Origin of the sequence: Phyllobacterium sp. 22552 (genome assembly GCF_052044585.1) — a bacterium.
Lineage (GTDB): Bacteria > Pseudomonadota > Alphaproteobacteria > Rhizobiales > Rhizobiaceae > Phyllobacterium > Phyllobacterium ifriqiyense.
Map to the genome: position 1 here is coordinate 119733 of NZ_JBQENG010000001.1, position 12927 is coordinate 132659.

A 12927-nucleotide genomic window follows, 5' to 3' on the forward strand; every position below is an offset into this window, starting at 1 on the left:
ACGATGAAGCCTTAAAATGGAATAAATATTTCAGAAACTAGCGTGGCGGTCTGTACATTCCGAAAACGCGCCAGGATCGAGTTGCGCGAGAGATACGCGCTTTCCATAACTTCGTCGCTTGCCGGTCAGGGGTAGTGGCCACAAGGACGAAGTGGAAGATTCCGGATAGAAAGGTGTTGCCGGGCACCATTGTGGAGGAGAAAAAAGTGAAAAAGTTTCTATTGGGAGTAGCTGTTTCAGCGTTGATGAGCAGTTCGGCGCTGGCCGCCAATATAGGCGTGTCGATGGCGCAGTTTGATGACAATTTTCTCAACGTTTTGCGCACGGGGATGGAAGACTATGCCAAGACGCTTGATGGCGTGACTTTGCAGGTTGAAGATGCGCAGAATGACGTGGCGAAACAGCAGAGCCAGATTCAGAATTTCATCGCCTCAAAAGTAGATGCGATTATTGTCAATGCGGTGGACACGGATGCCACTGCGGCCATGTCGAAAATTGCTGCCGATGCCGGTATCCCACTGGTTTACGTTAATCGCCAGCCAGCAAATGTCGACGAATTGCCTGAGAAGCAGGCTTTTGTCGCCTCCAATGAAACTGAAGCGGGCACACTTGAAACAACGGAAGTCTGCCGGTTGCTCAAGGGGCAGGGCAAGGTCGTCGTCATGATGGGCGAGTTGTCCAATCAGGGTGCGCGGGCACGCACAAAGGCCGTGCATGATGTGATTGCGACCGATGCATGCAAGGGAATCTCCATTGTTGAAGAGCAGACCGCCAACTGGTCGCGCACACAGGGCGCGGATTTGATGACAAACTGGCTCTCGGCTGGCTTGGAGTTTGACGCTGTAATTTCCAACAATGACGAGATGGCAATCGGGGCTATCCAGGCGCTTAAGGCTGCAGGCCGTGCCCCGGACAGTGTCGTTGTTGCCGGTGTTGACGCCACACAAGACGCTTTGGCGGCAATGACTGCCGGTGATCTTGATGTAACCGTATTCCAGGATGCGGCAGGGCAAGGCAAGGGTGCTGTCGATGCGGCGCTCAAGATTTCCAAAGGCGAGAAGATTGAAAGCAAGGTCTATATTCCTTTCGAGCTCGTAACGCCTGAAAACCTGTCGAAATATCAGTCAAAAAACTAAGCAATAAGTCGTTGCCGGTCTCTCCCCACCTGGGGAGAGACCGCATTGGTATTTAAAGCAGCCAAACTCTCTGGGAGGAGAAGAGCATGACACTCAGCCCTTCAACCATGGCGGCAGTTCGTGCCAGCGGTGCGGTGCCGCAGGCGGAATATCTTTTGAATGTTGAAAATGTCCGCAAGGAATTTCCAGGTGTTTTGGCGCTGGATGGTGTGCAGTTCCGGCTGAAGCGCGGGACAGTTCATGCGCTGATGGGTGAAAATGGCGCCGGTAAATCCACTCTGATGAAGATACTTGCTGGAATATATATTCCAGATCAGGGCGAGGTTTATCTCAAAGGCCTGCCCATTCGCCTGAAATCGCCATTGGACGCGCTCGAAAATGGCATAGCGATGATTCATCAGGAATTGAACCTGATGCCATTCATGACTGTAGCCGAGAATATATGGATTCGCCGTGAACCGAAGAATGCTTTCGGCTTCGTTGATCATGGCAAAATGTACGATATGACGGCCGAGCTTTTTCAGCGGCTGAATATCAGGCTCGATCCTGATAGCCAGGTGCGGGATCTCTCGGTCGCCAACCGCCAGATGGTCGAAATTGCCAAGGCGGTTTCCTATGAATCCGATGTGCTGATTATGGATGAGCCGACCTCTGCGCTGACTGAGCGCGAGGTGGAACATCTCTTCGCGATCATACGTGATCTGCGTTCGCAAGGGATCGGCATTGTCTACATCACGCACAAGATGAATGAACTGTTCGAGATTGCCGATGAGTTTTCGGTATTTCGGGACGGCCGTTACATCGGCACACATGCCTCAACCGATGTAACCCGTGATGACATCATCAAAATGATGGTTGGCCGTGAGATCACCCAGATGTTCCCGAAGGAAACTGTGCCTATCGGCGATGTCGTGCTTTCGGTGAAGGATTTATCGCTGAAGAATGTATTTCACAACATTTCTTTTGATGTTCGCGCGGGTGAAATCCTGGGTATTGCCGGACTCGTCGGCTCTGGCCGCTCAAATGTGGCTGAAACCATTTTCGGTGTTACTCCAGCCACGACAGGAACCATTGCCATCAATGGCAAGGAGGTAAAGGTCACCACGCCCAACCAAGCCATCAATATGGGCATGGCCTTCCTGACAGAAGATCGCAAGGATACGGGCTGCCTGCTGATCCTCGATATTCTTGAAAACATGCAGATCGCTGTGCTGCAGGATCGCTTTACCAAATTTGGTTTTGTGCAGGAGAAGCAGATTACGGCTGTTTGCCAAAAGATGAGCGAAACCTTGCGGGTGAAGACGCCCAATCTTGAAGAAAAGATCGAAAATCTATCCGGTGGCAACCAGCAGAAGGTTCTCATTGGTAGGTGGTTGCTTACCAATCCTAAAATTCTCATTCTGGATGAGCCGACCCGCGGCATTGATGTTGGTGCCAAGGCAGAAATCCATCGCCTCGTCACGCAGCTCGCAAGGCAGGGCGTTGCGGTCATCATGATCTCATCGGAAATGCCTGAGGTGCTTGGCATGAGCGATCGCGTGATGGTGATGCATGAGGGGCGCGTAACGGGTTTTCTGGATAGGGCTGAAGCGACGCAAGTCAAGGTAATGGAGCTGGCGTCAAAATAATCCGGTCAAATTTTTCAGATCGGACGACGCTACTGGGGTATTGGGAGAAACTATAATGACAAGCGAAAAAGCAACTGCAACGCTTACGTCTCGCCGAAGCCGGCGGCTACCGCCTGAAGTCAACATTCTTCTGGTGTTGATCGGGATTGCGCTGGTGTTCGAAATCCTTGGCTGGATACTTGCAGGCCAAAGCTTTCTGATGAACACACAGCGCCTGCGGATCATCATTCTGCAGGTTTCAGTGATCGGCATTATCGCTGTTGGTGTCACCCAAGTGATTATCACGGGCGGTGTTGATCTCTCGTCAGGCTCGGTTGTAGGCATGACCGCGATGATTGCCGCGAGTTTTGCGCAATCCTCCACCTGGGCGCGACCGGTTTATCCCGGTCTTACCGACTTGCCGTTCGTCATACCGATCGCTATCGGGCTGGGTGTCGGGCTTCTGGCCGGGATCATCAATGGCTGGCTGATTGCTCAAACCAAAATTCCCCCCTTCATTGCCACGCTGGGCATGATGGTTTCTGCTCGTGGCATTGCAAAATGGTACACAAAGGGCTCGCCCATCTCCGGCTTGACTGATCAATTCAATTTCATTGGAACCAGTATCTGGCCGGTCATTGTTTTTCTCCTCGTGGCTCTCATTTTCCACATAGCCTTGCGATATACGCGCTATGGAAAGTTCACCTATGCCATCGGTGCCAATGCGCAGGCGGCGCGGGTTTCGGGTATCAATATCGAACGGCATCTCATCAAGGTCTATGCCATTGCCGGTCTGCTGGCGGGGCTTGCCGGTATTGTCACCGCGGCTCGGGCACAGACAGCACAATCGGGCATGGGCGTGACCTATGAGCTCGATGCGATTGCAGCGGCCGTCATTGGCGGGACATCGCTGACAGGTGGTATAGGCCGCATCACCGGCACGGTTATCGGCGCCATTATTCTGGGCGTCATGATTTCAGGTTTCACCTTTCTTCGGGTGGACGCCTACTATCAAGAGATCATCAAAGGCATCATTATCGTTGCAGCGGTGGTCATCGACGTATATCGCCAGAAAAAGAGAAAAGTCTGAGTTTTGTAACGCCCGGGAATCATCCCGGGCCATTCTTCCATGAGGTAATGAAATGACTGTACGTTTTGGTCTGCTGGGCGCAGGCCGTATCGGCAAGGTTCACGCCAAGGCAATAGGCTCCAATGCACGGGCAGAGCTTGTTGCAGTGGCCGATGCGTTCGAACAGGCTGCCACGGATCTATCTGCTGCCTATGGCTGCGAAGTGCGCACCATTGATGAGATCGAGAGTGCCGGCGATATCGACGCCGTTATCATCTGTACTCCGACTGATACGCATGCGGATCTCATCGAACGTTTTGCGCGTGCAGGAAAGGCCATCTTTTGCGAGAAGCCGATCGACCTTGACGTAAAGCGCGTTGAAGAGTGCCTTGCAGTGGTAAGGCAGACAAAGGCGACATTGATGGTAGGCTTCAACCGTAGGTTCGACCCGCATTTCGCCGCAGTACGCAAGGCAATCGACGATGGCGCGATTGGCGACGTGGAGATGGTGACCATAACCTCGCGTGACCCCGGTGCGCCACCTGCCGAGTACATTACCCGCTCTGGTGGCATTTTCCGGGATATGACTATCCATGATTTTGATATGGCGCGCTTCCTGCTTGGCGAAGAGCCTGTGTCTGTCGCTGCACATGCTTCTGTACTTGTGGACAAGAAGATTGGCGAGCTTGGCGATTACGATAGTGTCAGCGTCATTCTTTCGACGGCTTCGGGGAAGCAATGCGTGATTTCAAACTCACGCCGTGCAACCTATGGCTATGATCAGCGCATTGAAGTGCATGGTTCCAAGGGAATGGTCGCAGCGGAAAATCAGCGTGCCGTTTCAATCGAAATTGCCAATGGCAATGGCTATACGCGCCCGCCGCTGCACGACTTCTTCATGACGCGTTATACGGAGGCCTATGCCAACGAAATCGCGGCCTTTATCGACGGTATTGCCACCGGCACGCAAGCTGCCCCCAGCGGCGAAGATGGGCTGATCGCATTGGCACTTGCCGATGCTGCCTTGCGTTCGGTGAAAGAAGGCAAGACGATTACGGTGTAATTTTAAAATTGCAGCTTCATCGTTTTTTCGGTGAAGCTGCAATTGAAAGCTTATAGCTTTGTCAGCCATTCATGCTCGGCAGCGTTGTGGAATTTCCACGTGCGCTTTGGACCGGCCATCACATTGAGATAATAGAGGTCATAGCCGTGGCAGGCCGCGCAGGGATGGTATCCTTTAGGCACCATGACCACGTCGCCATCCTCAATCGCCATGGCTTCATCAAGCGAGCGATCATCCGTATAGACACGCTGGAACCCAAAACCTTGCGGCGGGTTAAAGCGATGGTAGTAGGTTTCTTCCAGATAGGATTCGGCTGGAAGATTATCCTGATCATGTTTATGCGGAGGATAGCTGGAAGTATGTCCTCCCGGCGTAATCACCTCAACCACCAGAAGTGAGTCCGCAGGCTCGTTTTCAGGAAGAATATTGGTGACATAGCGGGTATTGGTGCCTTTGCCGCGCGTTTCCTGACCAAGATCATCCGGCGATATGACGCGCACAGGTAGCCCGCCATTGAGGCTGGGTGCGGAGCAGACGGCAAGTTCGACGCCAGTCTCGGCTGAAATGGACCAATCCGAACCTTCAGGCAGGTAGACAGACCATGGCTTGCCATCAAATGGCGACATGCGTTTGCCGAGCAGGCCAAGGTCTTCGCCATTGGCAGTTACATTGCCCTTGCCGGTTACAAAGACGAGGCAGACCTCTTTGTCCTCGGTTTTTCCACACAATGACTGCCCGGCTTCCAGCCTGTGCAGGTCAAAGCCTACATAAGTCCAACCAGCACTTTCAGGTGTGATATTGGCAATATGGCCAATACCATCCACGGCCTTGATCAAAAGTTTCGACATGGATCATTCCTTCTCGGCATTAACGTCCGCCGGCGGCACTGGTTCCGACGCGTCGTAGACGATGATGAATTGCCAAACGCCATAGCCTGCGAAGCCTAGTGCGATGATGCCCCAGAATGGTGTTCCCGTGGCAAACTCGAAAATCGCCCAAGCAACGCAGAACGCCACGACGGCAATTCTGCGCCACAGGGGACGGAAGAATGGATGGTTGGAGTCTTTGGTCACGCAAGCCCTGCTTCCTTTATGAAGCGGCTTAGATTGGCATGCCCAAGCTTGGAATAGGTTGCCGGATCAGCTTTCGTCGGATCCTGCTCAGCTTCGACAACCACCCAGCCGCTATAGCCTTTGAGTTCCTTAAGTACTCGAACATAGTCGATCATACCGTCGCCGGGAACAGTGTAAACACCGGCGAGAACGCTATCAAGGAATGACCAGTCTTCGCGGTTTGATGCCCACATGACGTCTTCGCGAATATCCTTGCAATGGACATGGCCGATGCGTGCTTTGTAATGCCGTGCCAGACGCGCCGGATCTCCGCCACCCCAAGTCGCATGCCCCGTGTCGAGCAGAAGATTTACCGAATCGCCAGTGACTTCCATGAAGCGGTCAATCTCGGATTCCGTCTGAACGACAGTACCCATATGGTGGTGATAGACCAGTTGCAGGCCATAGGTCTGCTTAATGGCTTGTGCAAAGCGGGTATAGCGCTCACCGAAGACTTTCCAGGCCGATTTCAGCAAGACGGGGCGGGCGGAAAGTGGCAGCTCCTTATTGGAATGGATGGCATTTGATGTTTCCGCTGCAATCAGAACGGCGCAGCCCATGTCTTTCAACAATGTGGCGTGATCTTTAACAGCTTCAAGTTCCGCATCCACATCGCGGACCAGCAACTCGGTTGAATACCATCCGCTGACAAGGCTGTGCCCATAAGCGTCGAGAATAGGACGCAATTTTTCGGCAGTGCGCGGAAATTTATTGCCAAGTTCCATGCCGGTAAATCCGGCTGCCTTTGCCTGTTCAAGACAGGTTTCCAGTGGAATATCGCCACCGATTTCCAGCATGTCGTCATTCGACCAGCCGATTGGGTTCGCCCCGATACGGATCATTCTTCAGTTCCTTTGGTTAGCAGTAAACAGCTTAGTCACCGACGCGCTGTAATTTCAATTTTTGTTCATATTCCTTGCGTGCCGCAGTGACCTGGCTGCGCTGGCTTACCTCCGGCACCGCCACATCCCACCAGGTGCCGCCTTCTTCCGTCGAAATCAGTGGGTCGGTATCAATGACAATAACTGTTGTGCGGTCGTTGTCTTTTGCCCTTGCAAGCGCTGTTTCCAGCTCAGCAATTGAAGCGACTTTTTCTGAGATTGCACCGAGGCTACGGGCATGAGCAGCGAAATCGATATCGGGCAAGACTTCGTGCTTCGAATCCTTCAGAAGATTATTGAAGTTGGCCCCACCCGTTCCCATTTGCAGCCGGTTGATGCAGCCATAGCCGCGATTGTCGAGCAGCACGACGGTGATACGCTGACCCAGCATGACTGAGGTGGCAAGTTCCGAATTCAACATCAGATAGGAGCCATCGCCAATCATCACAACGACTTCATCGTCAGGCTTGGCCATCTTCGCACCCAGCCCGCCAGCAATCTCGTAGCCCATGCAAGAAAAGCCATATTCGGCATGGTAGGAGCCGGGAGCACCTGCCTGCCATAATTTGTGCATTTCGCCCGGCAGTCCGCCTGCAGCATGAAGGACCGTTGCCTCAGCGCCAAATGTACGTTGCACGGCACCGATAACCTGTGCATCCGAAGGCAGCGAAGCATTGGTAGGGCCGGTAACCTTTGCAGCGGCTTTTTGCCATTCGGCTTTTCCGGACTTTGCATTTTCTGTCCAGCTTGCAGGCGCCTTATATCCCTGCAAAGCGGCCGTGAGCTCCAGCAATCCTTCTTTCGCATCAGCAACCAGTGGCAGCGCCCGATGTTTTGCAGCATCAAAGGTCTGGACGTTAAGGCCGATGAAAGTCTTGGCAGAATTCTGGAAGAGTGACCACGAACCCGTCGTAAAGTCCTGCAAGCGTGTACCCACCGCAATGATCAGGTCGGCCTCTTGTGCCAGCCGGTTTGCAGCAGAAGTGCCGGTTACCCCGACAGCTGCCATGTTGAGTGGATGGCTATCGGGCAGCGAAGACTTGCCGCCTTGCGTTTCACAGACAGGGATACCCGCAGCCTCGACAAAATCAGCAAGTTCTTTTGAAGCTTGCGAAAAAATGACACCGCCACCGGCAATGACCAAAGGCTTTTTGGCGGATTGCAAGGCTGCAACAGCGGCTGAAAGCTCATTACGGTCAGGACGCGGGCGTCGAAGTGACCAGACGCGCTTATCGAAAAAGCTCTCCGGATAATCGTAAGCTTCTGCCTGCACATCCTGACAGAGAGCCAGAGTGACCGGGCCGCACTCCGCCGGATCGGTCAGCACTGTCATGGCGCGGGCGAGGGCGGGAATAATCTGTTCAGGGCGCGTGATACGATCGAAGTAACGAGACACAGGCCTGAAGCAGTCATTGGCGGAAATGGTGCCGTCGGCAAAGGATTCGACCTGTTGCAGAACCGGGTCGGGAATACGGTTTGCAAAAACATCACCGGGAAGCAGGAGGAGGGGCAGGCGATTGACATGGGCAAGGGCGGCGGCGGTGACCATATTGGTTGCGCCAGGTCCCACCGAACTCGTTACGGCCATCATGCGCTGGCGGAAACTCGCCTTCGCAAAGGCGATTGCGGCATGGGCCATCGCTTGTTCATTATGCGCGCGATAGGTCGGCAGTTCATCGCGGACTTGATAGAGTGCCTCCCCAATACCAGCCACGTTGCCATGGCCGAAAATCGCCCAGACACCGCCGAAAATCGGCATTTCCTTGCCGTCTATCGTGGTCATCTGTGCCGCGAGAAAGCGTGTCAGTGCCTGCGCCATCGTCAGACGTACTGTATTGCTCATATCAATCTCCTCCCCGGTCCTATTCTCCGTATAACGGATGGAAAACCGGCTCCACTATTCGTAATTATCTAGTTCGACAATATATCGCGACTGGACAGCCATGCCTTGGTCAATTTCTCGAAACGACCAGCCATATCACCAACCGCTTCCTCGTCAGAAAGTTTACCCGAAAGCCAAGCTTCCGCAGCCTCCATGAAGAGTGTCCGGCCCACAGCAAAGCCCTTCACGATAGGAGCCTTGGCGGTGGCGGCGAAAGCAGCCTCTAACTCATCTTGCGGTGCTTCCAAACCAAGCAATACAACACCGCGGCACCAAGGATCATTCTTTTCAACGATCTGCTCGATATTTTTCCAAGCCGTTGCCGAGGCCTGCGGCTCAAGCTTCCACCAGTCGGGCTTGATGCCGAGTGCGTAAAGTTCTTCCAGTGCGCGTGGAATAGTGTTGTCATCCAGAATGCCGTGTTTTCCGGCGATAATCTCGATCAGCAATTCCCGGCCCACTTTGCGTGCTGCCTCAAAAAGCGTGCGCAATTTTTGCTGCTGTTCAAGCTTGAGGTCAGCAGGGTCGTCGGGGTGATAAAAGCACAAGCACTTTATGCAATGATCGACTGGCCACTCAACAAGCTGGGAGCCAATATCCTGCGAGAACTCAAACCGTAGCGGACGGGAACCTGGCAGTTCTACCGGACGTCCAAGCCAGTCAAAACTATGGCGTGCAAATTCGAACATGGCTTCACGACCGAATTTCTCATCCAGCAGCATTCCATATCCACCACGACCATCGGCAACTTTTGCAGCCGCTTTGACTGCCAATTCCTTGAATTCACCGATCTTTGATGTATTCGCACCGAGCTTTTGACAAAGATCTTCAAGCTGGACCCTGTGATCAATGGCGAAGGTCATCATTGAAGGAATTTCGCGCCGACGCGTTGTTGCCCAATGGATATGGTTGATGGCCTCGTCCTTGCGCAGAGCATGATGCTTGCTGCCATGTTCGAGGAAATATTGCAGCTCTGCGAAGGTTGGTATTTCCGGTGAGCAAAGCAAGCGCGAAACGGCAAATGCGCCGCAGGCATTTGCCCATGTTGCGGCAGTTGCCAGAGACTCGCCGCCGAGCCATCCGCGCAGCAGGCCGGACATGAAGGCGTCACCCGCTCCAAGGACGTTGAACACTTCGATAGGAAAGCCCTTGCCGACAATGCCATCTTCGAGATCGTCGGAGATGGGTCCCTCGTAAACAATGCAACCCATGGGTCCGCGTTTGAGGACAATTGTTCCTTTTGATAGAGCGCGAATGGTCTTGAGAGCGCTCAGAAGGTCATCTTCCCCGGAAGCGATCAAAACTTCTTCTTCGGTGCCAACAATCAAATCGCAATCAGGCAATACGGTTTTAAGGTGGTTGGAAACGGCATCGGATGCGATATAGCGGCTGTCGCCATCACCGTGACCGGCAAGGCCCCAAAGGTTAGGACGATAGTCGATATCGAACACGACTTTTCCGCCAGCTTCTTTCATCAGGCGAATGGCTTTGCGCTGTGCAGCGTCCGGCTTTGGCTTGGAGAAATGCGTACCCGTGACAACGACCGCGCGGGCTGAAGCGATGAAATCCGCGTCAATATCGCTTTCTTCCAATGCCATGTCGGCACAGTCTTCGCGATAGAAAATCAGTGGGAAGCTTTTATCATTCTCCACAGACAGAATAACCAGTGCAGAAAGACGCTGCGGATCAGTAATAACGCCCGTTGTCGCAACGCCTTCCCGTACCATTTGTTCGCGGATAAAACGGCCCATCTGCTCATCACCGACACGGGAGAGCAGGGCAGAACGCAAACCAAGCCGCGCAGTGCCAATGGCAATGTTGGCCGGGCAGCCACCCACTGATTTTGCAAACGACGTGATGTCTTCGAGACGTGAGCCGATTTGCTGGCCGTAAAGATCAACTGACGAGCGCCCAATGGTTATGACATCAAGCGGCTTGCCAAGGGGCTTGGCGCTATCAGTTCTATCCATGTCGTTCTCCCGATATTCTGATTAAGTGTCCCATTTTGAGACAGCAGGTTCTCGCCTATATGAAATAATAATTCTATCAAATCGTCAACATGGAATGTATATTCTTTTTAGGTTTTTGACATTCACAGTTTGCGGCGCCGTTCGGCAACGCTGACGGTCAAAGCCATGGCAAGCGCCATTGTGCCGGACAGTGAGCGGAAGCCTGAGAAATCGCCTTCCGCCGCCTCGAACCAGACTTTTGCCGACTGAGCGAGCGGCGAAAATGCGCTGTCAGTGATTGCAACGACAGGAACGTTGCGAGCAGCGAGCGTGGCGGCATGCTCAATTGTGGCTGATGCGTAGGGAGAAAAGCTGATGGCAATGGCTGCATCTGCCGGTGTTGCAAATGACAAAATCTCAGGATCAATCCCGGCTGTTGATTCAATCAACTGATTGCGAATTTTCAATTTGCCGAAGGCGTAGGCCATATAGGCGGTAATTGGATATGAACGTCGGCGGGCGAGAAGAAAGATGGTCTCGGCACCCGCCAGAATATCGACCGCCCGGTCCAGTACATCATCTTCGAGCTGCCGGGAGATCGTCTCCACAGATTGGCTGGCCGCAGCCAGAAACCCGTTGAGAATTGCGCGATTTTGGGAAAGACCATCCGTATTTCCATGCAGTGCGGAAAGGCGCTCTTCATAAGAGATTTGCCGCTCGCGCAGACGTTCGCGAAAAACAGATTGCAGACTGGTGAAACCATCGAATCCGAGGTGCTGAGCAAACCGGATAAGGGTTGAAGGTTGCACGCCTGCCGTATTGGCTATGCTGGCGGCGGTACCAAAGGCAATCTCGTCGGGATTGCTGAGGGCATAGGCTGCGATCTGGGCCAAACGTTTCGGCAGGATATCTCGCCGCTCCAGGATGAGATTGCGCAATGCATCGAAGTCCCGCGGCAACTCCGCTCCATTGTTCATAGTACCCATCCGAATCATTGCCCCAATGACTACATCTTACAAAGCAAAATATTTATATCAAAGTGGATCAGTTATTCCATTTTCATCTGTTATAGATTATTTCATTCGTTATTCGCAAGCGCTGGAGAAGAGTCGATGCTGGGTGTTGGGCTGATCGGAACAGGTTTTATGGGCAAATGCCACGCTCTGGCGTGGAATTCGGTACGCGCCGTCTTTGGTGACGGCCCCGACATTTCCCTGGTTCATCTTGGCGAAGCCAATGAAAATCTTGCGGTAGAACGTGCAAGCGAGTTCGGTTTTCGAAGGGCATCCGGTGATTGGCGCGAAGTCATCAACGATCCACAGGTTGATGTTGTATCGATTACAACGCCGAACCAGTTCCACCCTGAAATGGCAATTGCAGCTCTTAAGGCTGGCAAACATGTCTGGTGCGAGAAGCCGATGGCACCTGGCTTTGCAGAGGCAGAAGCAATGGCTGCTGCTGCGGCTCAGTCCGGAAAAGTAGCTGCGCTTGGATATAATTATACGCAAGGGCCAGCGATCCGTCATATCCGCAAGCTTCTGGATGAGAAGATTATCGGCGAGGTAAATCACCTGCGCATTGAAATGGATGAGGATTTCATGGCCGATCCTGATGCGCTTTTCTACTGGAAGCATGAAGCGACCTCGGGCTATGGGGCGCTTGACGATTTCGCCGTACATCCTTTGTCACTGTTGTTCACACTGTTCGGACGCGTGTCGCGAGTGATGTGCGACATGGCGAAACCCTATGCGAGCCGCAAGACCCGAGATGGCACCAGCCGGGCTGTCGAAACCTATGACAGTGCCAGCGTTTTGATGCATATGGAAAACGGCGTGGCAGGTACATTGCAGGTGAACCGTTCTGCATGGGGACGCAAGGGCCGCATCGCGTTGCAGATATTCGGTTCAAAGGGCTCCATCCTGTTTGATCAGGAGCGCGCCAATGAATTTCAGCTCTATGTGACATCGGATCGCCCTACAGAGCAGGGCTATCGCACCATTTTAACGGCACCGCATCACGAGCCCTATGGCCGGTTCATTCCAGCGCCGGGCCATGGGCTTGGTTTCAACGATCTAAAAATCATTGAATGCCATGAGCTGATCAAGCGTATCGAAGGCCAAGCGGCGCATCTGATCGAGTTTGCAGATGGCCTGGAAATCGAGCGCACCGTTCATGCCATGGCTCGCTCTTTCAAGGATCAGCGCTGGGTGGATGTCAGGTAGCTATTT

The 12927-nt window shown here is 53.2% G+C and carries 11 protein-coding genes; 5 read left to right on the top strand and 6 right to left on the bottom strand.

The window, feature by feature from the left end; translation table 11 throughout:
• Nucleotides 1-206 precede the first annotated feature (206 nt).
• The 4 genes from ACTJI9_RS00555 (at nucleotide 207) to iolG (ending at nucleotide 4875) form a co-directional block, all read left to right on the top strand.
• Entirely contained in the window at nucleotides 207-1136 is a 930-nt protein-coding gene (locus tag ACTJI9_RS00555) for a sugar ABC transporter substrate-binding protein (RefSeq protein WP_115053215.1), read from the top strand.
• 86 nt (nucleotides 1137-1222) lie between these two features.
• The gene (locus ACTJI9_RS00560; protein WP_115052315.1) at nucleotides 1223-2764 is read left to right on the top strand and encodes an ATP-binding cassette domain-containing protein; all 1542 of its coding nucleotides are present in this window, start codon (nucleotides 1223-1225) and stop codon (nucleotides 2762-2764) included.
• Between the two features lie 55 nt (nucleotides 2765-2819).
• Nucleotides 2820-3833, top strand: coding sequence for an ABC transporter permease subunit (locus ACTJI9_RS00565; RefSeq protein WP_115052316.1), 1014 nt, complete (start codon nucleotides 2820-2822; stop codon nucleotides 3831-3833).
• A 52-nt stretch (nucleotides 3834-3885) separates the two neighbouring features.
• Nucleotides 3886-4875, top strand: coding sequence for an inositol 2-dehydrogenase (iolG, locus tag ACTJI9_RS00570; RefSeq protein ID WP_307279780.1), 990 nt, complete (start codon nucleotides 3886-3888; stop codon nucleotides 4873-4875).
• 50 nt (nucleotides 4876-4925) lie between these two features.
• Here the strand turns inward: iolG and iolB are convergent, their stop codons facing one another.
• The 6 genes from iolB to ACTJI9_RS00600 form a co-directional block, all read right to left on the bottom strand.
• Entirely contained in the window at nucleotides 4926-5723 is a 798-nt protein-coding gene (gene iolB, locus ACTJI9_RS00575) for a 5-deoxy-glucuronate isomerase (protein WP_307279777.1), read from the bottom strand.
• A gap of 3 nt (nucleotides 5724-5726) precedes the next feature.
• Nucleotides 5727-5948 (bottom strand): DUF3329 domain-containing protein, encoded by a 222-nt coding sequence (locus ACTJI9_RS00580; RefSeq protein WP_115052319.1) that lies wholly within the window; start codon nucleotides 5946-5948, stop codon nucleotides 5727-5729.
• Nucleotides 5945-6829, bottom strand: coding sequence for a myo-inosose-2 dehydratase (gene iolE / locus ACTJI9_RS00585; RefSeq protein ID WP_440805348.1), 885 nt, complete (start codon nucleotides 6827-6829; stop codon nucleotides 5945-5947). The genes ACTJI9_RS00580 and iolE overlap by 4 nt, the downstream gene beginning before the upstream one ends.
• Nucleotides 6830-6860: 31 nt before the next feature.
• A complete protein-coding gene (gene iolD, locus ACTJI9_RS00590) occupies nucleotides 6861-8711 on the bottom strand; it encodes a 3D-(3,5/4)-trihydroxycyclohexane-1,2-dione acylhydrolase (decyclizing) (RefSeq protein ID WP_440805351.1) in 1851 nt (616 codons plus the stop codon).
• A gap of 68 nt (nucleotides 8712-8779) precedes the next feature.
• Nucleotides 8780-10720: a bifunctional 5-dehydro-2-deoxygluconokinase/5-dehydro-2-deoxyphosphogluconate aldolase gene (locus ACTJI9_RS00595; protein ID WP_337354430.1), complete on the bottom strand. Its 1941-nt coding sequence runs from the start codon at nucleotides 10718-10720 to the stop codon at nucleotides 8780-8782.
• 122 nt (nucleotides 10721-10842) lie between these two features.
• Nucleotides 10843-11685 carry a MurR/RpiR family transcriptional regulator gene (locus ACTJI9_RS00600; protein ID WP_440805353.1) on the bottom strand — a complete coding sequence of 281 codons (843 nt, stop codon included), beginning with the start codon at nucleotides 11683-11685 and terminating at the stop codon, nucleotides 10843-10845.
• Between the two features lie 126 nt (nucleotides 11686-11811).
• Between ACTJI9_RS00600 and ACTJI9_RS00605 the strand changes: the two genes are divergently transcribed.
• Nucleotides 11812-12921, top strand: coding sequence for a Gfo/Idh/MocA family protein (locus tag ACTJI9_RS00605; protein ID WP_307279759.1), 1110 nt, complete (start codon nucleotides 11812-11814; stop codon nucleotides 12919-12921).
• Nucleotides 12922-12927: the final 6 nt, after the last annotated feature.